This is a genomic window from Flavobacterium sp. LK-23, assembly GCF_058135255.1.
Genome location: NZ_JBYUVT010000026.1, coordinates 17,158 through 38,559, shown reverse-complemented (window position 1 = coordinate 38,559; position 21,402 = coordinate 17,158). Strand labels below are relative to the sequence as shown.

Annotated in this window: 26 protein-coding genes; 10 read left to right on the top strand and 16 right to left on the bottom strand. The window is 32.6% G+C overall.

Annotated elements, in window-relative coordinates; all coding sequences use genetic code 11:
- Window positions 1–9: 9 nt before the first annotated feature.
- From AC3Y25_RS23045 to AC3Y25_RS23030, 4 genes are all read right to left on the bottom strand, one after another.
- Window positions 10–486 carry a hypothetical protein gene (locus AC3Y25_RS23045; protein ID WP_095930909.1) on the bottom strand — a complete coding sequence of 159 codons (477 nt, stop codon included), beginning with the start codon at window positions 484–486 and terminating at the stop codon, window positions 10–12.
- 105 nt (window positions 487–591) lie between these two features.
- The gene (locus tag AC3Y25_RS23040) at window positions 592–939 is read right to left on the bottom strand and encodes a hypothetical protein (protein WP_489904374.1); all 348 of its coding nucleotides are present in this window, start codon (window positions 937–939) and stop codon (window positions 592–594) included.
- A 95-nt stretch (window positions 940–1,034) separates the two neighbouring features.
- Window positions 1,035–1,457, bottom strand: a complete 423-nt coding sequence (locus AC3Y25_RS23035) for a DoxX family protein (RefSeq protein ID WP_489904373.1) — start codon at window positions 1,455–1,457, stop codon at window positions 1,035–1,037.
- A gap of 123 nt (window positions 1,458–1,580) precedes the next feature.
- Complete coding sequence (locus AC3Y25_RS23030) at window positions 1,581–3,209, bottom strand: acyl-CoA carboxylase subunit beta (protein WP_427872982.1); 1,629 nt, start codon at window positions 3,207–3,209, stop codon at window positions 1,581–1,583.
- Between the two features lie 186 nt (window positions 3,210–3,395).
- Between AC3Y25_RS23030 and AC3Y25_RS23025 the strand changes: the two genes are divergently transcribed.
- From AC3Y25_RS23025 to AC3Y25_RS23010, 4 genes are all read left to right on the top strand, one after another.
- The gene (locus AC3Y25_RS23025; protein WP_489904372.1) at window positions 3,396–3,986 is read left to right on the top strand and encodes a TetR/AcrR family transcriptional regulator; all 591 of its coding nucleotides are present in this window, start codon (window positions 3,396–3,398) and stop codon (window positions 3,984–3,986) included.
- A gap of 69 nt (window positions 3,987–4,055) precedes the next feature.
- Window positions 4,056–4,514 (top strand): hypothetical protein, encoded by a 459-nt coding sequence (locus AC3Y25_RS23020; protein ID WP_489904371.1) that lies wholly within the window; start codon window positions 4,056–4,058, stop codon window positions 4,512–4,514.
- A gap of 2 nt (window positions 4,515–4,516) precedes the next feature.
- Window positions 4,517–4,828 carry a DUF3817 domain-containing protein gene (locus AC3Y25_RS23015; RefSeq protein WP_489904370.1) on the top strand — a complete coding sequence of 104 codons (312 nt, stop codon included), beginning with the start codon at window positions 4,517–4,519 and terminating at the stop codon, window positions 4,826–4,828.
- A gap of 2 nt (window positions 4,829–4,830) precedes the next feature.
- Window positions 4,831–5,037, top strand: coding sequence for a hypothetical protein (locus AC3Y25_RS23010; protein WP_489904369.1), 207 nt, complete (start codon window positions 4,831–4,833; stop codon window positions 5,035–5,037).
- 49 nt (window positions 5,038–5,086) lie between these two features.
- Here the strand turns inward: AC3Y25_RS23010 and lpxD are convergent, their stop codons facing one another.
- The 3 genes from lpxD to prfB all read right to left on the bottom strand — a co-directional run bounded on the left by lpxD (window position 5,087) and on the right by prfB (window position 8,043).
- The gene (gene lpxD / locus AC3Y25_RS23005) at window positions 5,087–6,085 is read right to left on the bottom strand and encodes a UDP-3-O-(3-hydroxymyristoyl)glucosamine N-acyltransferase (protein ID WP_489904368.1); all 999 of its coding nucleotides are present in this window, start codon (window positions 6,083–6,085) and stop codon (window positions 5,087–5,089) included.
- A 333-nt stretch (window positions 6,086–6,418) separates the two neighbouring features.
- Window positions 6,419–6,865 (bottom strand): peptide-methionine (R)-S-oxide reductase MsrB, encoded by a 447-nt coding sequence (gene msrB, locus AC3Y25_RS23000; protein ID WP_202001105.1) that lies wholly within the window; start codon window positions 6,863–6,865, stop codon window positions 6,419–6,421.
- Between the two features lie 79 nt (window positions 6,866–6,944).
- Window positions 6,945–8,043 (bottom strand): peptide chain release factor 2 gene (gene prfB, locus AC3Y25_RS22995; protein WP_111424189.1). Its coding sequence is split into 2 segments (ribosomal slippage): window positions 6,945–7,979 and window positions 7,981–8,043, totalling 1,098 coding nucleotides; the frame shifts between segments, so codons are not numbered across the junction.
- 151 nt (window positions 8,044–8,194) lie between these two features.
- Here prfB and AC3Y25_RS22990 point away from each other — a divergent pair.
- Complete coding sequence (locus AC3Y25_RS22990) at window positions 8,195–9,214, top strand: threonine aldolase family protein (RefSeq protein WP_427872990.1); 1,020 nt, start codon at window positions 8,195–8,197, stop codon at window positions 9,212–9,214.
- A gap of 87 nt (window positions 9,215–9,301) precedes the next feature.
- Here AC3Y25_RS22990 and AC3Y25_RS22985 read toward each other — a convergent pair whose 3' ends face one another.
- Window positions 9,302–9,622, bottom strand: coding sequence for a YbaB/EbfC family nucleoid-associated protein (locus tag AC3Y25_RS22985; protein ID WP_008462685.1), 321 nt, complete (start codon window positions 9,620–9,622; stop codon window positions 9,302–9,304).
- A 144-nt stretch (window positions 9,623–9,766) separates the two neighbouring features.
- Between AC3Y25_RS22985 and AC3Y25_RS22980 the strand changes: the two genes are divergently transcribed.
- The 3 genes from AC3Y25_RS22980 to AC3Y25_RS22970 all read left to right on the top strand — a co-directional run bounded on the left by AC3Y25_RS22980 (window position 9,767) and on the right by AC3Y25_RS22970 (window position 14,185).
- Window positions 9,767–11,827, top strand: coding sequence for a S9 family peptidase (locus AC3Y25_RS22980; protein WP_489904367.1), 2,061 nt, complete (start codon window positions 9,767–9,769; stop codon window positions 11,825–11,827).
- A 72-nt stretch (window positions 11,828–11,899) separates the two neighbouring features.
- Entirely contained in the window at window positions 11,900–12,940 is a 1,041-nt protein-coding gene (gene capA / locus AC3Y25_RS22975; protein WP_095930895.1) for a cysteate synthase, read from the top strand.
- Between the two features lie 348 nt (window positions 12,941–13,288).
- Window positions 13,289–14,185 (top strand): LamG-like jellyroll fold domain-containing protein, encoded by an 897-nt coding sequence (locus tag AC3Y25_RS22970; RefSeq protein ID WP_489904366.1) that lies wholly within the window; start codon window positions 13,289–13,291, stop codon window positions 14,183–14,185.
- Between the two features lie 102 nt (window positions 14,186–14,287).
- Here the strand turns inward: AC3Y25_RS22970 and AC3Y25_RS22965 are convergent, their stop codons facing one another.
- The gene (locus tag AC3Y25_RS22965) at window positions 14,288–15,307 is read right to left on the bottom strand and encodes a DUF481 domain-containing protein (RefSeq protein ID WP_489904365.1); all 1,020 of its coding nucleotides are present in this window, start codon (window positions 15,305–15,307) and stop codon (window positions 14,288–14,290) included.
- Between the two features lie 389 nt (window positions 15,308–15,696).
- On the opposite strand from AC3Y25_RS22965, the gene AC3Y25_RS22960 reads away from it, so the two are divergent.
- A complete protein-coding gene (locus AC3Y25_RS22960) occupies window positions 15,697–16,596 on the top strand; it encodes a LamG-like jellyroll fold domain-containing protein (RefSeq protein WP_489904364.1) in 900 nt (299 codons plus the stop codon).
- Window positions 16,597–16,725: 129 nt separating this feature from the next.
- On the opposite strand, the gene AC3Y25_RS22955 is transcribed toward AC3Y25_RS22960, so the two are convergent.
- From AC3Y25_RS22955 to AC3Y25_RS22945, 3 genes are all read right to left on the bottom strand, one after another.
- On the bottom strand, window positions 16,726–17,937 hold the full coding sequence (locus tag AC3Y25_RS22955; protein WP_489904363.1) for a hypothetical protein: 1,212 nt from the start codon (window positions 17,935–17,937) through the stop codon (window positions 16,726–16,728).
- Complete coding sequence (locus AC3Y25_RS22950) at window positions 17,927–18,382, bottom strand: hypothetical protein (RefSeq protein WP_489904362.1); 456 nt, start codon at window positions 18,380–18,382, stop codon at window positions 17,927–17,929. Before AC3Y25_RS22950 ends, AC3Y25_RS22955 begins: the two co-directional genes overlap by 11 nt.
- A gap of 62 nt (window positions 18,383–18,444) precedes the next feature.
- Entirely contained in the window at window positions 18,445–18,651 is a 207-nt protein-coding gene (locus tag AC3Y25_RS22945) for a hypothetical protein (RefSeq protein WP_379797669.1), read from the bottom strand.
- A gap of 133 nt (window positions 18,652–18,784) precedes the next feature.
- Here AC3Y25_RS22945 and AC3Y25_RS22940 point away from each other — a divergent pair, with 133 nt between their 5' ends.
- Window positions 18,785–19,075, top strand: coding sequence for a hypothetical protein (locus tag AC3Y25_RS22940; protein WP_489904361.1), 291 nt, complete (start codon window positions 18,785–18,787; stop codon window positions 19,073–19,075).
- 2 nt (window positions 19,076–19,077) lie between these two features.
- Here the strand turns inward: AC3Y25_RS22940 and AC3Y25_RS22935 are convergent, their stop codons facing one another.
- The 4 genes from AC3Y25_RS22935 to AC3Y25_RS22920 form a co-directional block, all read right to left on the bottom strand.
- On the bottom strand, window positions 19,078–19,461 hold the full coding sequence (locus AC3Y25_RS22935; protein ID WP_489904360.1) for a hypothetical protein: 384 nt from the start codon (window positions 19,459–19,461) through the stop codon (window positions 19,078–19,080).
- 4 nt (window positions 19,462–19,465) lie between these two features.
- Window positions 19,466–19,957, bottom strand: a complete 492-nt coding sequence (locus AC3Y25_RS22930; RefSeq protein WP_489904359.1) for a hypothetical protein — start codon at window positions 19,955–19,957, stop codon at window positions 19,466–19,468.
- Window positions 19,958–20,197: 240 nt separating this feature from the next.
- The gene (locus tag AC3Y25_RS22925; protein WP_489904358.1) at window positions 20,198–20,608 is read right to left on the bottom strand and encodes a hypothetical protein; all 411 of its coding nucleotides are present in this window, start codon (window positions 20,606–20,608) and stop codon (window positions 20,198–20,200) included.
- 77 nt (window positions 20,609–20,685) lie between these two features.
- Entirely contained in the window at window positions 20,686–21,399 is a 714-nt protein-coding gene (locus AC3Y25_RS22920) for a YebC/PmpR family DNA-binding transcriptional regulator (protein ID WP_012024626.1), read from the bottom strand.
- Window positions 21,400–21,402: the final 3 nt, after the last annotated feature.

The following is a 21,402-nucleotide window of genomic DNA, read 5'->3' as shown; positions in this document are numbered from 1 at the left end:
ATTAAATAACTAACGTGATATAGAATCTTGGATGATTTTAAGCCATTTTTTCGCAAACTGATGATCTTGATAGACACTAATCTGTTTGATGCGGTCATCATCAAAATCATAGAATGGAATTAATATTTTTTTGGATGTTTCTTTTTCTTGAAACTCGAAATCAATTTTGATAATTGTATCTGAACCAGCATCTGTTGTCGGAATTAATTTGCTGGAAGCAATTGTATTTAAGTCGACATAGGTTGATTCCTGCTGATTTGGATTGAAATTCATCAAAATGAATTTATTATTTTTCTGATCAATCGTTAAAGTCTTATTGTTGATTGATTCTGTCAAGTCAAAATCTTCTGGGTGATTTGGATTGAATCTTTTCTTGATGTTTAAAATTCTTGATTTGCTAGCTGCAGATGAGCGCGCAGAAAAATATACTGGGATAGCGACAATAATTAAAATCACAATACCCATAATGGTGGTAGTAGTTTCCATGATGTTTTTAATGAAATAAATAAATGATATAAAGCGGTTTTCAGTTTGAAAACGGCTAATTAAGTGCTAGAAGAATAATCTTCTAAAGAAAAATCAAGTATTTATTTACCAGAAAAAATGGAAAGCATAAAGTATGACCGAGACTTTTTTACTTTGAGTGGTAAAAAGTTTGGTGTATGCGGTGTTATAAGTAACGGTTTGATGCTGTGGAATTAGCGGTAATAGCGTATCAAAACATTTAATAATTCCGCTAGGATTTGTTTTGATGTTTGCCGCAAAATGATAACTTCCCTGAGGTTGTATAAATGCAGACGAATCTAAAACGTCTTTACAGAAATTGGTGTCCGATTTTTCTGTTTCGATTATGCGTGCAGAAGCTTGGTCTGCCTGATAAGCAAACAATCCCGCTAGCAAAAGCGTAATGAAAATAACGGTTTTACGAATCCAATTCATGCCGGCGAATTTAAGTCATAAAACGCAATTAAAGAAATTTTATAGAATTAATTAACACTCAAAAAAAAGACCCCAATAAAATGGGGCCTTAAGAGTTATTGTTGCATTTTAAAATAGTAATCTGCCGAGTGTTTACCGCTTCCATAGAATAGGAAAAAGATGCAGACAAATAAAATGATTAATGCTAAAACTAAACTTTCGGAGTGCATTTGTCCCATAAAGTTAATGAGAACAGCCCCGAACAAAATTGGTAATTGAGCTGCAATTGCCCATCTGGTTAAAAGTCCAAAAATAATCATTATACCACCAATCATGTGGGCATGAGCAATGTAATGTAGCATAAACATACCTCCGCCATACTTATCGATAGGGGAAATCAAATCATGCAGGTATTGAATATTGGTGACGAAAGAGACACCTTTCATAAATAAAAATCCACCCAAAACAATACGTACTAAATCAACTGGTAAATAAGTGTGCGAATTTGCCCATTTATTCAAACTTTTTACATTTTCCATGATGTTGTGTGATTAAAAATTACATTACTAAGTTACTAATTTTTAATTAAATATTTATTTTTAACATCTTGAAAATAAGCTTCTTGCTTTTAATTTAATGTTTCTTTAAGAATTCTTAAATTACTAAACTTGAATGACTCCCAAATTGAATGGTTTTTGAATAGGAGCGTGGTTTGCAGCTTCAATTCCCATTGAAATCCAATTTCGGGTTTCTAATGGATCAATGATCGCGTCCGTCCACAATCTTGAGGCTGCGTAATAAGGAGAAGTCTGCTCGTCGTAACGTGCTTTTATTTTATTGAATAGCTCTGTTTCTTTCGCTTCATCGACTTTCTCTCCTTTTGCTTTAAGCGAAGAAGCTTCAATTTGTGCCAATACTTTTGCAGCTTGAGTTCCGCCCATAACAGCAAGTTCTGCGCTTGGCCATGCAAATATTAATCGAGGATCATAAGCTTTTCCACACATAGCATAGTTTCCTGCTCCGTATGAATTTCCGACAATAACGGTAAATTTTGGAACAACTGAATTGCTTACAGCATTTACCATTTTGGCACCGTCTTTAATAATTCCGCCATGTTCAGATTTTGAACCTACCATGAAACCGGTAACATCTTGTAAAAACACCAATGGAATTTTTTTCTGGTTGCAATTGGCAATAAAACGAGTAGCTTTATCGGCACTGTCAGAATAAATAACACCGCCAAACTGCATTTCTCCTTTTTTGGTTTTCACCACTTTTCTTTGGTTGGCGATAATCCCTACAGCCCAGCCATCAATTCTGGCATAACCTGTAATGAGAGATTGTCCGTAACCTTCTTTGTAAGCTTCAAATTCTGAATTATCAACCAGACGCTTAATGATTTCCATCATATCGTATTGTTCGGTTCGGGCTTTTGGAAGGATTCCGTAAATGTCATTTGGTTCTAATGCCGGTTTTTCCGATTTGATTCGGCTATAGCCTGCTTTATCAAAATCACCAATTTTATCTACAATATTTTTGATTTTATCTAAAGCATCTTTATCGTCTTTGGCTTTATAATCGGTAACACCTGAAATTTCGCAATGTGTTGTCGCACCACCTAAAGTTTCATTGTCTATTGTTTCTCCAATAGCCGCTTTTACTAAATAGCTTCCAGCAAGGAAAATACTTCCTGTTTTATCAACGATTAGGGCTTCGTCACTCATAATTGGGAGATAAGCTCCGCCAGCAACACAGCTTCCCATAACGGCAGCAATTTGAGTAATGCCCATGCTGCTCATTTGAGCGTTGTTTCTAAAAATACGTCCAAAATGTTCTTTGTCAGGAAAAATTTCATCCTGCATTGGCAGATAAACTCCTGCGCTGTCTACAAGATAAATTATAGGAAGTCGGTTTTCCATCGCGATTTCCTGCGCACGAAGATTTTTCTTTCCAGTAATCGGAAACCAAGCTCCGGCTTTTACAGTTGCATCATTGGCAACTACAATACATTGTTTACCTCTGATGTAGCCAATTTTAACCACAACACCTCCAGAAGGGCAACCACCATGTTCTGGGTACATTCCTTCTCCAGCAAACCCTCCAATTTCAATACTTTTAGAATTTTCATCCAATAAATAAGCAATTCTTTCGCGAGCGGTCATTTTACCTTCAGCATGCAGTTTTTCGATTCTTTTTTCGCCTCCGCCTAATTTTACTTTGGCGAATTTTTGTTTTAGTTCAGAAAGAAGTAATTTATTGTGATCTTCGTTTTTATTGAAGTTTAAATCCATGATGTAGTATTGATTTGATAAAATAGTGTTGGCTAATTTACAAAATCAATTGAAATAAATGAGTAGCTTCACGAATTTAAGAAATAGCTTGCAAATGTTTTTTAATTGTATTTTTCAAAAGTAAGGTGAAAAGGATTACTTAATTATTTTTCTTTAATTTGCTATTCATACTAATTAGTATTTTTTATGTCAAAAGCGGCAAATACACGACTAACAATTCTTCATAAAGCATTTGAATTGATTTATACCAAAGGGTATCAGACCACTAGTATTGATGAAATTATTGCAACAACTCAAGTAACAAAAGGTGCTTTCTACTACCATTTTAAAACGAAAGATGAAATGGGAGTTGCAATTATTGAAGAAATTCTAAAGCCAACGATGCAGGAACATTTCATAAAGCCCACAGAAGCCTCTCAAAATCCTATTGAAGATTTTTATGATATGATTTCATATTTGTTGCTTGAAGATCCTTTTCTGCAAGTAAAGTATGGCTGTCCTGTTGGAAATCTTACTCAGGAAATGACACCATGGAATACTAAATTTAGTGAAGCTTTAGCGGAATTGGTTGATTTGTGGAAGGAAACCATCATCAATTCAATTGAAAAAGGAAAAGAAGCAGGTTTAATTCGCAAAGATGTTGTTGGCGAACAAGTAGCATTTTTTATCTTATCTGGTTATTGGGGAATACGAAATTTCGGGAAACTTCAGAACGATAATTCTTCTTATCTGGTTTATTTAAAGGAACTTAGTGTTTATTTGAATGGTTTGAAATAAAATTAATATTCAAAAACATACTATTTGGTATGTTTTTGAATATATTTGCATTGTCTAAATCAAAAAACAATGTATCAAACACTTTTAGAAGGCCATTCATTTGTGAGGTGGCTTGTATTAGTAAGCTTATTGTATTCTATTTTAATTGCTTACAGAGGTTATTCTCAAAAACTTCCTTTTACAAAAAAGGACAATCTCCTCCGACACTGGACAGCCACAATTGCTCATATTCAGCTTCTTTTTGGCATATTGGTATATGTGCAAAGTCCGATTGTGAAATATTTTTGGAGAAATTATAAAGATGCGGTTCAAAATCTGGATGCTTCTTTCTTCGGAATTATTCATATTACATTAATGCTTATAGCGATCATTTTTATAACAATTGGATCTGCTCTAGCTAAAAGAAAACTTTCTGACAAAGAAAAGTTTAAAACCATGCTTATTTGGTTTTCTATCGCTTTAGTAATCATTTTTATTGCCATTCCGTGGCCATTTTCACCTCTTGCTAACCGACCTTATTTTAGATAATTATGAAAAATTTATTTCAGACCAATACCGGACGTTTACGAATTATTGGATTTCTTGAAGGAACTTCACTTTTGATTTTGCTTTTTATAGCAATGCCCATGAAATATATTTTTGAAATGCCATTTCTTACTAGGCCAATAGGAACCATTCATGGAGCATTATTTCTACTTTTTGTATTTAATACAATAAGCGTTGGAGTAGAGCAGAACTGGAAGTTTGCAACTACAACATGGAAAGTGCTTTTAGCTTGTGTAATTCCCTTTGGTACTTTTTATATTGATTCTAAAATTTTAAGTAAGATTAAAAACGAATAACCATGATTTTTGTATTCAAAACAAATATTGACAGCATTTCGAAAGTGAAGAAAGTCACGCCAAAACTGAATCGTTTGTTTCCAGATTCAAAATGGAATTTTGATCTTGAAGATTGTGATAATATTCTCAGATTTGAATGTAAAGATGATATTATCGAAAAAGTAATTTTCCTGATGAAAGTTATTGGCTTTGAATATGAAGCTTTGTAAAACAAAAAACATCCGCTTTTGCGGATGTTTTTTTATAAATAGAATTGATTTATTTTTTAGGAATGCAAACCATTTGTTTAAGCAAAGCCCATTGTTTTAAAGCATCACGAGCTTCAACGGCAGGGTACCCAAGCATTGTTTTTCCTGCAGGAACATCTCCGGTAACACCAGATCCAGCACCAATTGTGGCACCATCTCCAATTGTAGTGTGGTCTTTTATAGAAGCGCTTCCGCCAATAATAACTCCGTTTCCTAAGGTTACAGAACCTGCTAGACCACTGTTTCCGGCCATAATACAGAACTTGCCTAATTTGCTGTTATGCCCAATCTGAACTAAATTGTCTATTTTGCATCCGTCACCAAGAATTGTAGAGCTAAATTTCCCGCGATCAACACAAGAATTTGCTCCAATTTCTACACCGTTTCCAATAATTACATTTCCAATTTGTGGAATTTTTACCAAACCTTTTTCAGTGCAAGCACGAAATCCAAAACCATCTGCGCCAATTGTTGCGTTTGGGTGAATGATACATTCGCTTCCAATATGGCAACGTTCGCGAATAACGGTTCCAGACCAGATAGTTGTGTTTCTTCCGATTGTACACTCGTCTAAAATGGTCACATTAGGATAGATTACCGTATTCGCGCCAATTTCAACTTTTGGACCAATGTAGCAGCCAGCACCAATTTTAGCGCCTTCACCAATTATAGCGGTTTCGTCTATAGTGGCTGTTTTATGAATGTTGTTATGAAAGATTGGGGCAGGGGGAGCAAAAAGGGCAAGGATTTGTGACATTGCCAAATCGGCATTTTTTACTTTTATAAAAGCGCGGTTCTCTCCAGGCTCTATTGAAATATCTTCGTTTACAACTGCAATGGAAGCATTAGATGTCGACCAGTATTTTTCGTATTTTTTATTTCCGATAAATGAGATTTCCGAAGTCGTTGCTTTTTCTAATTGTTCTGTTGCAGTTACGCTTTGTGAAGTACTGCCGTAAATTACACCATTAATAACTTCGCTAATTTCTTGAATTGAATAGGATCTCATTGACAAATTTTAATCGACTAAAGGGTTATTTTTTGCCAAATAAAATGAATTAGATTTTAATTACCTAATTATTTTTTCACGTTTCTTAATAAATGTTTAAAATAAGATGGTAATTTTTATAAAATTAACATTCAGTGTATTAATTTAATGAGGGTTTTTTAATAAACTGAGTAATATATGCTTGGGTATTTTGTTTAGAATAATTGGAAAGTTAGTATAGAAAATAAATAATTTAATTGTTAGGTTATCGCTTACATTTGTTTTGTTAAATCATTTATAGTGAGGGTTTAATAAAAAAAAGCGATTCGTTTTAATGAACCGCTTTTTGATGTATTATTCTTTGATTTTTGATAAAGAAACTGCGTTAATGCAGTAGCGTAAACCACTTGGAGGTGGACCATCAGGAAAAATGTGACCTAAATGCGAATCGCAAACATTACAAGTTACTTCAACACGAATCATTCCGTGAGATCTATCCGCGTGATATCCAACCGCATTTTCTTTTACTGGTTGTGTAAAAGATGGCCATCCTGTTCCAGATTCGAACTTTTCGCTGGCATCAAACAACAAAGTGCCACAGCATTTACATTCGTAAATTCCAGGTTCAAACAAACTGCACATTTCTGAGCTAAAAGATCTTTCAGTTCCCTTTAAACGCGTAACCTGAAATTCTTCTGGAGTTAGAATTTGTTTCCATTCTTCATCCGTTTTCTCCACTCTTTTGTCTGGAGCTGGATTTCCTTTATTTGTAAAATGAATTACATCTGCCCATTTTATCATAACTTTTTTGTTTTAAAGTTTAAGGTTTAAGGTTTCAAGTGTACTGTGACTGAACACTAAAAATACTGAACACTGAACATTATTCCTCTTCCTTCTGTCCCATCATCATTAGATAGGCTTTAAGAAATGGATCGATATTTCCGTTCATTACACCGTCAACATCACTGGTTTCGTAACCTGTACGAACGTCTTTTACTAATTTATAAGGTTGCATAACGTAATTACGAATTTGCGAACCCCATTCGATTTTCATTTTTCCAGCTTCGATATCAGCACGTTGCGCTTGTTGTTTCTTTAATTCGATTTCATACAATTGAGAACGAAGCATTTGCATGGCGCGCTGTCTGTTGTCTTGTTGTGATCTCGTTTCAGAACATTGAATCTGAATTCCAGTTGGTTTGTGAACTAACTGAACTTTAGTTTCAACTTTATTTACATTCTGTCCACCAGCACCACTCGAACGAGAAGTTGTGATTTCGATATCGGCAGGATTAATGTCGATTTCGATACTATCATCAACTAATGGATAAACATAAACCGATACGAAAGAAGTATGACGTTTTGCGTTACTGTCAAAAGGCGAAATACGAACCAAACGGTGAACACCATTTTCTCCTTTTAAATACCCGAAAGAGTAATCTCCTTCGAACTCTAAAGTTACGGTTTTAATTCCGGCAACGTCGCCTTCTTGAAAGTTAAGCTCTTTGATTTTGTAACCATAGCTTTCTCCCCACATCATATACATACGCATCAGCATTCCTGCCCAATCGCAACTTTCAGTTCCACCAGCTCCTGCAGTAATTTGAACTACCGCACTTAAACTGTCGCCTTCATCAGAAAGCATGTTTTTGAACTCGATATTTTCAATATGTGCTTGTGCCGCTTCATATTGTTCATCTAATTCGTCTACAGAAAGTTCTCCTTCTTTGTAAAAATCATAAGCCAGCTGTAATTCTTCTGTAAGTGATACCGCTTTGTCATAATCTTCAATCCATTTTTTCTTGTTTCGAAGGTTCTTTACAATGTTCTCTGCTTCTTTTGGATTGTTCCAAAAATCAGGAGCAAAAGTTTTTTCTTCTTCGTTTGCAATCTCGATTAGTTTAGCATCGACGTCAAAGATACCTCCTCAACGCACCAAGGCGCTCCACAATACCTTTTACTTGTTCGGCTGTTGTCATAAATTAATTAATAGGTTTTTATATGTTTTTTAGAATTATTACGTTAATTTGGTCTATAGAAACGAGCGAGTTAAATTTTATTAAACTTGCCAAGAATAACTATTTGTAATACGTAATTTTGCATACAAAAATAAGATATAGTTTTTAGAATATGGAAATAAATTTAATCAGCGATACCATAACAAAGCCTACTTATGAGATGCTTCAGTATATGTTTAACGCTCATGTCGGCGATGATGTATACAAACAGGACCCAACGGTGATTGAATTAGAAAACAGAACAGCGGAGTTTTTTGGTATGGAAGCTGGACTTTTTTTTCCGTCTGGAACTATGGCAAACCAGACTGCAATTAAGCTGCATACGCAGCCTGGAGAACAATTAATTGCAGATAAATATGCTCACGTTTATCATTATGAAGGTGGAGGAGTTTCTTTTAATAGCGGTGTTTCTTGCTGTTTATTGGATGGAAATCGCGGAATGATAACTGCTGCGCAAGTAAAAGCCGCAATAAACGATCCAGAGTTTTATCATAGTCCGCTAACCAGTTTGGTTTGTGTAGAAAATACAACCAATAAAGGTGGTGGAGCTTGTTATGAATTGGAAGATTTAAGAGAGATAAAAAAAGTCTGTGATGCTCATAATTTGAAGTTTCACTTAGATGGTGCTCGAATTTGGAATGCGTTAGTGGCTAAAAGACAGAATCCTAGAGAATTCGGTGCTATTTTCGATACTATTTCAGTTTGTTTGTCTAAAGGTTTAGGTGCGCCAATTGGTTCTGTACTGCTTGGAAGTAAAGCTGATATTCACAGAGCGTTGAGAATCAGGAAGATATTAGGCGGAGGAATGCGTCAAGTTGGTTATTTGGCCGCAGCAGGATTATATGCTTTAGCTCACAATATCGAAAGATTGGCAGAAGATCACCGCAGAGCAAAAGAAATCGCAAAAATACTAAGCACTAAACCTTGGATTGCATCTATCGAACCAGTAGAAACGAATATTTTAATTTTTTCTCTTGCAGAAGGTTACAGTGACCAACTATTGATTGAAAAATTAAAACAGAAAAACATATTAATAAGTTCTTTAGGACATAATAAACTTCGTATTGTAACACATTTAGATTATAAAGAAGTAATGCATACTTATGTAATTGATACGCTTTCGAAGTTTTAGAGAAAGTTACTAAATCTTTAAGATTCTAAGATTCTAAGTCTTCAATAGGGAAAACTCAGAAACTTAGAATCTTAGTTTCTTAGAATCTTATTTAAACAAATTATCCATTCCAGGAATAGACGGCATATCCATTCTGGCTACAGCATCTAATTCTCTTTCATTTACACTTGTTGCTTTTTCTATAGCTTTATTTAACGTTACTATTAAATAATCTTCCAATTGTTCTTTATCTTCTAAAAGAGAATCGTCAATAGAAAGCGATTTTATTTTTCTACTAGCAGTGATAGTAACTTTTAATAATCCGTCAGCACTTTGTTCATCAATCAAAACAGTATCTAAGCGCTTTTTAGTATCTTCAATTTTTTGCTGGGTTTCTTTAAGTTTGCCCATCATTCCCATTAAATCCATTTTTGTTGATTTTTTAAATTATTTCAGACAAAATTACTATATTGCTGTGTGAATTCAATAGAATAATTTAAGAAAAAATTAATTCTGTTCTGTTGGGTTTGTGCTATTTTTGCGTCTTCATATTTAAAAATTAATGCTCAATAAATGCAAAATGATATATCGGCCCCAAAGGCTAAAATAATTCCAAAGACATTAAAAAAACATAAAGAAGCTAGGATTGACAACTATTTTTGGCTTAATGACCGAGAGGATTCTGAAGTAATTGATTATCTAAATAAGGAGAATGCTTATTATCAAAGCATGACTTCTCACACCCAAAATTTAAAAGATAGTCTGTTTGAAGAGATGAAAGCAAGGATTAAAGAAGACGACTCTTCTGTTCCTTATTTTTATAATGGATACTTTTATATTACGCGTTTCGAAACAGGGCAGGATTATCCAATTTTTGCAAGAAAAAAAGGAAGCCTTTCTGCCGAAGAAGAAATTCTTTTTAATTGTAACGAAATGGCAAAAGGACACGCTTATTTCAAATTAGGTGGTTTAAGCATTAGTCCAGATAACAAATTTGCTAGTTTTGGAGTAGATATTGTTGGAAGAAGAATTTATACGATTCAAATAAAAAACTTAGAGACTGGTGAAATTTTAGCAGATAAAATAGAAAATGTTACAGGCGCTTCAGTTTGGGCAAATGACAACAGTACTATTTTTTATGTGAGACAAGATCAAGTTACGTTGAGGGCCGATAAGGTTTTTAGACATAAATTAAATACTGCATCTGAAAATGATGTTTTGGTTTTTGATGAAATTGATGATACTTTTAATGTGTCGATCAGTAAAGAAAAATCAAGAAAATATATTGTTATTGGTTCTGGAAGTACATTAACGACGGAATATAGAATTCTAAACTCAAGTAATCCAGAGGGAGAATTTACAGTTTTTCAGCCTCGTGTACGCGGGTTAGAATACAGTATTTCTCATTACGAAGATTCTTTTTATATTCTAACCAATAAAGATAAGGCGACCAATTTTAAATTGATGAAAACGCCTGAAGGTAAAACAGGAAAGAAAAACTGGGTAGATCTTATTCCGCACAGAGAAGATGTCTTGTTGGAAGATATTGAAATTTTTAAGAACTATTTGGTCATAGAAGAGCGTTCTAACGGATTAAATCATATTAGGATCATGCCTTGGGGCGATGAGCCAGATTATTATCTTCCTTTTGGCAGTGAAACGTATAATGCGTACACGACAACCAATGTTGATTTTGATACCGATATTTTGCGTTACAGTTATCAATCATTGGCAACTCCGTCTTCTGTAATTGATTTTAATATGAAGACTAAAACTAAAGAAATCTTGAAAGAACAAGAGGTTTTAGGAGGGAAATTTGACAAGAACAATTATATAGAAGAAAGAGTTTGGGCAACAGCCAGAGATGGCGTAAAAGTGCCTATTTCGATGGTTTACAGAAAAGGATTGGAGAAAAATGGTAAAAATCCGTTGTTGCTTTACGCATACGGTTCGTACGGAATTACGATGGATACGTACTTTTCTTCGACAAGATTGTCGCTTTTAGACCGCGGATTTGTTTATGCTATTGCGCATATCAGAGGAGGCGAGGACTTAGGAAGACAATGGTATGAAGACGGAAAACTGTTAAAAAAGAAAAATACCTTTACAGATTTCATCGATTGCTCTAAATTTGTAATAGACCAAAAGTATACTTCTCCTGAACATCTTTATGCTGAGGGAGGATCTGCTGGAGGACTTTTAATGGGAGTGATTGTAAATGAAGCTCCTGAATTGTATAATGGCGTTATCGCTCAGGTGCCTTTTGTAGACGTAATTACCACGATGTTGGACGACAGTATTCCGCTTACAACTGGAGAGTATGACGAATGGGGGAACCCAAACAAGAAAGAATATTACGATTATATGTTGTCGTATTCGCCTTACGATAACGTAAAAGCACAAGAATATCCTAATATGTATGTGTCTACTGGTCTTCATGATTCGCAGGTACAATATTGGGAGCCAGCTAAATGGGTTGCAAAATTGCGAGATTTGAAAACAAATAATAAACTTTTGTTTTTAGATACCAACATGGATGCAGGTCATGGCGGGGCTTCGGGACGTTTTGAGGCTTTAAAAGACTTAGCAAAAGAATTTAGTTTTTTATTAGATTTAGAAAAAATTAAAAGCTAATTAGAAATTTTTTGTTAAATTTGCAACCTATCAAGGTTAATTTAGAAAAGGCCTTTGATTAACTATTTTTTTATGAAAGAAGAAATAACTGCTTATAATAATGTTTTAGAGTTAATAGGAAACACCCCCCTTATTAAGCTAAATAAAATTACCGAAGAGTTAGAAGGAAATTTCTACGCAAAGGTAGAAGCTTTCAACCCAGGTCATTCCTCAAAAGATAGAATAGCACTATATATTATTGAAGAAGCCGAAAGAAAAGGAATTCTATCTCCGGGAGATACCATTATCGAAACAACATCTGGTAACACAGGATTTAGTTTAGCAATGGTAAGCATTATTAAAGGTTACAATTGTATTTTGGCTGTAAGTTCAAAATCATCTAAAGATAAAATTGACATGTTGAGAAGTTTAGGCGCCAAAGTGTATGTCTGTCCGGCTCACGTTTCTGCAGATGATGAAAGATCTTATTATAATGTAGCAAAACGTTTGCACGAAGAGACAAAAGGTTCAGTCTACATTAATCAATATTTCAATCAATTAAATATTGATGCTCACTATAACACTACAGGTCCAGAGATTTGGGAACAAACAAAAGGACAAATTACGCACTTAGTTGCTTGCAGCGGAACAGGAGGAACTATCTCTGGAACTGCAAAATTCTTAAAAGAAAAAAATCCAAATATTAGAATTTTAGGAGTTGATGCTTTTGGTTCTGTATTGAAAAAATACCACGAGACTAAAGAATTCGATAGCAAAGAAATTTACCCTTACCGTATAGAAGGTCTGGGTAAAAACTTAATCCCATCGGCTACAGATTTTGATATTATTGATAAATTTATGAAAGTAACCGATGAAGAAAGTGCTCACTCTGCTAGAGAGATTACTAGAAAAGAAGGTTTATTTGTTGGATATACTTCTGGAGCAGTAATGCAAGCTATTAAGCAATATGCTGAAGAAGGAGAATTTACAAAAGAGAGTAATATTATTGCTATCTTCCCAGATCATGGTTCTCGTTACATGAGTAAAGTATTCAGTGATGACTGGATGAACGAGCAAGGTTTCTTTGATAGTGTTAACGAAGAAGAAGCTCAAAAAATTGAATTCGTAAAGTAGTATATAGTACTTTATTCTAATATAGAAACTCCATTCGAAATTACGAATGGAGTTTTTTGTTGGCTTATTTTTCGACAAGTAAACAAATGTATAAAAGTTAAAATTTATTGTTTTGTTGATTATCCCGTATTTATACGTAGGAAATTATTAATATTAATAAATTTAATTTAAAGTTTTAATAAAATTTTTGAGTTTTAAAAAATGGCTTTTTATAGATGAAATGCGTAAAAAACGTTATTTTAACGAGTATTTAGGTAAGTTATCGGAAATATTTTAGCTCGAGACCATAATAATATAGTTTAGGGGTATTAAAATAACATAGTTGTTTAATCCCTAAAATCTACTATTATGAAAAAATTACTACTAACAGTATTGTTTGTAAGTTATTTGAATGTGAATGCGCAAACACCGATTCAGGAATTTAACTTTAATGGTACTTTAAATAATACGGCAAACACCACTTCATTTATCGGTACCAACAATTTTGTAGCAGACAGAGCTGGAGTTATAAAAGGAGCTCAACGATTAAATAATAAAGCTCTAGAAGCTGTAATTGACAATCTGCCTCAAGGAAAAAGCTCAAGAACAATTAGTATTTGGGTTAAGTTTAATGATATTTCAAACGCAAACTATATTTGGGGCTACGGAAGTCCTCTTACTGCGCAATATTGCGGGCTATTACAGCAAGGAACAACTTCTTCTAACTCCGATTTAAGTTTGGCTGCTTGGGGAGCTTCTAATGATGTTATTGTATCTACACCGCTTGAAAAGAATATTTGGTATAATTATACGATTACCTATGAAGGAGCTACTTCTAAGATATATCGCGATGGTAAATTATTGAAATATCTAGAGGGTATGGTAAGGTCTACTAATGGAAATATTTTTAGATTAGGCGAAATTAATACAATGGTTGGAATAAATGCTGATATAGACGATTTAAAGATTTATAATATAGCACTGACCCCAGATCAAGTAAATGAATTATATGAGAGTGAAAAGGCTTCTAATTTGCTTGTAGCAGCAGTTGCAGAGGCTAAAACAGCTAAATCGGCAGTAAAAGCAAAAACAAATCAAACTATTATTGCTTCGAGCGATGTTAGTGGAACAACAAAAAGTGTAGAAGTTTATTCGCAAGGGCAAAAGTTAATGGGAAGTAATGCAACGAATATAAGCGATCTTCCAGAAGGGACTTATTTATTAAAAATTACCAGTACTCCATCAAAAAAAATTACCTCAAAATAAATGGTTTTTTAGTTTTTAAATGTTAGTTAGTTTTTTTTATTGCGCAAGCAATTGAGTTTTTGGAATAGTAAGGAAAGCTTTCTGTATTCAGGAGGCTTTTTTTTAGTCTAATTTCCATCCAAAAGTGGTCTGAAACACATAATCATCTTTAGATGCCCCTGGCTTTGGTTTGTTGTCGTAGTTGTAAACAAAAGAAAGTTTAATAAAAAAATCTAGTGGCAAGTCGTATTTCGTATCAACAGAAAAATCGGTACGAATCCTTTTGCTTTCTGTTAAACTAGGAAAAAAGGTCACTTTAGACTGAATGCTAAAATCGCCAATATCATATAAGTTAAGATCGCTGCCTAAAAATAGCTCCAAACTTTTATTCGGTTCAGGAGTTTCTGTAAAGCGCTCGTGGTTAAAAGACAATCCGGAAGCGATTCCCCAGTATTTTTTGTTGCTATGAATGATATATTTTCCGAAACCTGCTTTTGAAACAACACGAAGATCAATATCCTGTTCTGTATTCTTTAAAGTCACCACCGATAGCGGAATAAAATAATCCTTTGGCAGTAAATGTACATAACTAACATCGGTATCAATTCTTCGTATAGGATCGCTATCATCTTGTATGGATTGGATTTGTTTGTACATTGCCGTTCCGTACCACTTTTTTGCAGTGTATCCTAAATTTACGTTTACAGTTAATTGCTGTAAACTTTGCGCTTTAGTCAATTTGATTCCGGCGTCGAAACTAGCATCGAGTCTGTCCCAGAAACTGTCATCAACGGGTTTTATTCGTACAATATCACTAAGATCAATAATGCTTTTGGTCTGTGTTTCGATATTGGTGATTTCGCATTTATTTGGAGTTTTGATTTTAGTAATTTTTCCGTTTAATAAATTACCATTGGAAAGATTGATAATATGAACTCTTTCTGAACCGATGCTTTTTACATATTTCCATTCGACTTTAAAATCGTCTTTGCTGTAATCGGTTTCGATCTGTAAGATACCTTTGTTCATTGTTTTTATTTCACCAACAATAATATCGTTGTTTTTCAATACTAAAGTATCACAGATTTGTGCATTGATTCTGAAGAAAAATAAAAGAAAAAACAAAAGCAAAATTTTCTTCATACGTAGTATTATTTCTTTGATTATCAGCTTCTAATGTTAAAGTTAGAAATAAAAACGAAATGTAGGACAGAATCCTAAAAAAATCCTATTGACAGTTAAGATAAATTGTATTGGTGTTTTTTAATGATGCTATTGAATTTAGTAAATCGGCTTTATAAAGCTTCAAACAAATCTTGCGATATTCTTTTTGAGGTAAAAACATCATTTTTGTGAGAATTATTTATTTGTGTGTAGGAATTGTTTGGTGATGCTGAATTAAAATCATAGTTTTAACAAAATTTGTAAAAATAATAACTGAAAATTTAATTGTAAGGTTTGAGCAATCAAATTTTAGAGTTAAAGATATTTACCGTAACTCCAAAACATTCTGAAAAAAAACTACTATGACTATGAAAAAAATATTACTCACATTCATGTTTGTAAATTTTTTAACTGCCAATGCACAAAATCCGGTGCAGGAATTTAATTTCAATGGTAATCTAAACAGCGCCGATAACAGCATTTCATTTGTTGGAACTCCAATTTATGTAAATGACAGAATGGGTGCGCCGCGAGGAGCTTTAAGATTAACTAATAAATCTTTGCAAGCTGTTGTTGGTGAACTTCCGCAAGATAATAAACCCAAAACAATTTCGGTTTGGGTAAAATTTAATGCTGTAAATATTCCGAACTATATTTTAGGTTATGGTGCAGCAGTAAATGGACAGTATTTTGGTTTAGTTCAGCAGCCAGTGACTGGAGGAAATGCAGATGTAAGTCTAGTAGGGTGGGGAGATAGCAACAATGTTATCGCTTCTGTTCCGCTTGCAAAAGAGACTTGGTATATGTACAGTGTTACTTACGATGGTAATGTTTCAAAAATTTACCGTAATGGTGAATTATTAAAAGCAGCTGATGGAATTCAGCGTTCAGCGAAAGGTTATATTTTAAATTTAGGAAAATTAAATACTTCAACCAGTATCAATGCTGATATTGATGATATAAGATTATACAGTGTGGCCATGACAGACGAACAGGTTTTAGAAGCCTATAACAGTTCGAAAGCTGCTCCAGCGAATAATCAAACGGCTGTATCAGCGCCAGCTTCTAATTCAGCAGCAAGATCTGTTGGAGCACCAGCAAAAACTTCGGCACCTGCTGCTACTTCAGCTGAAACTACGAAGAATGGTAAAATAATTGAGGTCTTCTCGCAAGGAAAACAAATCATGAGCGCCAATGCGTCTAATATTGGTGATTTACCTGAAGGGACTTATTTGATTAAGGTTATCAATACAAATGCTAAAAAGTAAAGATTCGTATTTGTTTAATATAGTAAAAAAGCCTTCTGGAGATTTCAGAAGGCTTTTTTTGTTTATTATTGAGATAATATAGTCTTATTATAGCGTACTATTTTTTTTTAGGTTTGAATTATCTTCTTATTAATTGTCCAGATACTTTGTTAGGGTAGATTTGTTCAAACTAATATATTCTAATGCAGCACTTACATTCATACCTCCATCACTTCCAGATATGTAATCCTTACTTTGAGAGAATGTATTAGATAATATTTTGTGCAAAAAAGATGTTTTGGTTTTAAGTAATAATTCAGTAATATTTTTGAAATTATCTGATTCTATTATTAAAAAGTTTCCATTTCCATTTTTAATAATTGTACAACGTTTTTTTTTATTTTTTTCATATTTTATTACAAAAAAATCTTCATTTTGAAATGTGATTTTTAGTTTCGCAATTAAATTTATAGGTGTATCATCAATGATTAATGATTCAGGAAGGTTAGAAAATTTTTCAGAACGTTTATCAAGCTTCGTAATGCCTTTTTCTGAATCTCTATATTCATTTAATTGAACATTATCATATAGAAAAGGTTGTGAAATTGTGAAATTATATATAATAGGTTTCGAATCTATTACTGCATTCCGAAATTCAAGATTTTCAATTATTAATCTTTGATCTGTTATTTGTTTATATAGTGATGAATTATTTTCATGTAATTGTGTTATGTTTTTATAAAGAATAGATATGTCAACAATATCAGATTTGTTTTTGCTTTTTTTTATTAATTCATTGTATTCTTTATTGTTAGATTTTCCAGAGAATAAATCTATCAAAAAAGCAGGATCTGTTCTTGAAATAATTGATAATATTGCTCCTTGGTTTAACAAATTACTTATATACCATCTATTGTTGATATTTTCCATGGACATAACTCCAATAATAGGAAAAGGAACTTTTTCAGCGATAAATGAATATTTTACATACGCCATTTTATGGTTTAAATAATTGAATTCATAAACAATTTCTTTTTGAATATAATTGTTTTGATTTAATTTTTTTGTTGCTTCAAAATGTTCAGCATCTCTACTTATTTTTAAATTTTTATTTAAATATTCATCTAATGCCCACTTTTCATTTGTTGCTGAAAAAAATGATTGAAGTAACCCATCGATTGTAGAATAATCGATTTGATCTTGTGAATTAACTCTATTAATTTTTACAGGAATTTGATAATTTGATAATTTTACAAGAATGTTTTTGTTGTCTTCAACAATATAACCTTCATTTTCATTTTGAGCAAATATTTTTATAGTTGTTGAAAGAAATATTAGCAACAGTAAAAAGTTAATTTTCATTTTTTATTTTTTTAAATACACAAATCAAGCATGGAATAATAAGCAAAATTAATATATAAGTAATTATGCCTTGAATATAAATTGTAGGGTGTAGTTCATTTGTATCTCGTAATATAGTTTTGTTTGCATTTTTGCAATACCACACTTTTAAATATTGTCCCTTTTTATCTAATAAGGTGTTTTCCATTAAATAAGAAGTAGGATAGTATATGTTTTCATTTATTTTTTGTTTTTCTAAAACACCATAATACCAAGAATTAGATCCGCTTGAATTGGAGGAATTATTGTTCTCTATCTTATAAATGTATAATTTATCTTTTTCATAATATTTAGCTGGATCCAAATTATAATATATTAATTTGAGATCCCTGAAATTATGTGTTAATTCAGAAATTAATCCACCAATAGCAAAGACTAATGTAATGTAGGCTAACAGTTTTCTCATTAATGCTAAGTTAAAATTATTTTCATATAAAAAAACCTCCTGAATTTCAGAAGGCTTGTAAATTATCTCTTTTTCTGCTGACCTGGAGCGTAAGCTTTTGCACTTTTATCTCCATTCATTTTTTTGGCTTGTCCTGGTGGTATTTTTTTGCCAGATGGAGCAGGGTGGTTATGAACGTGTGTATGCGTACTGCAGCTAATTACACTTAATACTAAGAATAAAAGAACTAGTGCGACTACAGCAATTCTTGTGATTTTTGATGTTTGCATTTTTTAGTTTTAATTATTTGAGGTGTTGCAAATATAGTCGAAATGTTATCTTTAGCTATTTTTAGGCCTAGTTTAAAATGAGTTCAAATAATTTTTATTTTAGGTTTGATTTTCTGACTATTTATGAGATAATATGACAATAAAAGAAAAGTTTTTAATAATTGGATTTACGGATTTTGTTCATTTGGATGAGAAAAAGAGAGACGGAAAGGAGAGAATAACTTTTTGCTCTAAATATCTTAATGAAGAGATTTTTCTTTTGCTGGTCAATGAAAATGATATTTGGAAAATCGAAAAAATGGAAGATAACGATGTTGTCAGTGCTACATTAAACAAAAATAAATCGTCACTTGAAGCAGAAGACTTGCTTTTGTTTTTTAGAAATTATTACTACACTAATACTGATTTGTTGAATTTTTTCTAGTGTTAAGTGATGTTTTCTATCTGTAAAACCCCATGTATAAAAAATCCATAATAACCTCTATTTTCATGAACATCAAAAATTAAAAGATAAGTGTTATCGCAATCTTTAAAGTTACAAATTTGATACCTAAGCGAAAGTACTTCGTTTGGATCCTCCAAATATTCTAGTTTAATTATATTGTTTTGGGCTAAATCATGATTTGCTATCAGACCAGTTTTGATTAATGAATTTAAGAAATTAGAGTTTTTAAGAGAAATAATAGCTTCGTGTTTTATTCCTCCGTTTCCGCAGTAGAAATTAAAATATACTTCAGAATCAGGAGTTTCAATCGGAAACGATCTTTCGCCACCTAATTGTATTTTTTTTATAATTGAAATTTTGGTCATAGTTTTAATGATCCCTCTTTATTTTTGCAATTATTTCATCTGTCAATAACGGAGACTCCCATATTCCAAGAATATAAGTTACATCTTCTCCGAAACTATCTTCTCCAGCTCCTCTAGGCTGATATTCATACTGCCAGCGGCGAAATTCAATCATTAGATATTCTTTATCGCCAGATTCAATTAAAGTAATATCGCCAGGACTATTATACAGTTTATGGATTTTTAGAGCGCTTACGTAATATCCTTCATAACGAGAATGTTCTTCAATTTCAAATCCGTATGTTTTGGATAAAAATAATAACTCATTTATTGTAAAAGTATCATCAGCAACTAATCTTTTTGTGTAGGTCTTTTTCTCTGCAGATTCTATATTTGAGATTTTTATTGAAGGTCTTATTAATTCTGTTTTTATTGAACTTATTCCTTCAGTATTATTTGTGCTTCCATCTCCGAAAATTTCAGATTGAATGCAGTAGAAGTTTTCTATTAGTTTCATTTAGAGAATTTGTCTTGAAATAAAAAAAGTCTTCTGAAAATCAAAAGACTTATATTTTTTTAGCTAATAACACTAATCACAATAAATAATATCACAAGTGCTATTACAGCAAATTTCATAAATTTTGAAGATTGCATAAGTTGTAGGTTTAAATTAGTTTATTTCTGATTCCAACAAATATAATTTTTTATTTGAAACTAAAGCCAAAATAAATTTGAAACAGGAAAAGTTTTAGAAATTTTAATTTTTATATTCCCAATACTTGTAATTTTCAGGTATCAGTTCTAAAAACTGAACTTGATTTTCTATAAAAATACCTTTCCAGCCTTCTATAATTCTATTTTCTAGAGCCTGATCAAAGTAGCTGCTATAAAGCTTTTTATGGTCAAAATCAATGTACAAACTTGGAAGAAAATTACTATAAGTACTTTTATCTAAATTGGAATATTCAGTTTTAAATGCATTATAGATACTTTCAAATTCAATTTTTAAAGATTCTATTTCTTGCAAGTACTTATTGTTCAGAATTTCATTTTCCCAATCGTCTAAAAGCCACCATGAATTTTCTCCAAAATAAATAGATGGCTTATTGTCCAATTTGATAATTACAAATATTCCGTCTTGAAATTTATTAAAATAAGAATTCATCATTTTTTACAAATTTGTATTTAAGGTAAAAAAAAGCTCCAGAAAAATCCAGAGCTTTTTTAATATATTTGATAGAAAGACTATTCTTCTTTCATGGTATGATAAACGTTCATAACGTCATCATCTTCTTCGATTTTCTCGATTAATTTTTCAACGTCTGCGATTTGAGCTTCCGTTAATTCTTTAGTAATTTGCGGAATACGCTCAAAACCAGAAGAAAGGATTTCTAAACCTCTGTTTTCTAATTCTTTCTGCAAAGCACCAAAACTTCCAAAAGGAGCGTAGATTAAGATTCCGTCTTCGTCTTCAAAAACCTCTTCAGCACCAAAATCGATAAGTTCTAATTCTAATTCCTCAGCGTCGATACCATCTTTTGCAATTCTGAAGTTGCAAGTGTGGTCAAACATAAACTCAACAGAACCTTGAGTTCCCATTGTTCCGTTGCATTTGTTGAAATAACTACGAATATTAGCTACAGTTCTGTTATTGTTATCAGAAGCAGTTTCAATTAAGATTGCAATTCCGTGAGGAGCATATCCTTCAAACAAAATTTCTTTATAGTTAGCAGTATCTTTATTACTTGCATTTTTAATTGCGCGCTCCACATTGTCCTTAGGCATATTGGCAGCTTTCGCATTTTGTATAACAGCTCTTAATCTAGAATTGGCATCTGGGTTTGGTCCACCTTCTTTAACAGCCATTACGATATCTTTACCAATTCTGGTAAACGTTTTGGCCATTGCAGACCAACGTTTCATTTTTCTTCCTTTTCTAAATTCGAACGCTCTTCCCATTTC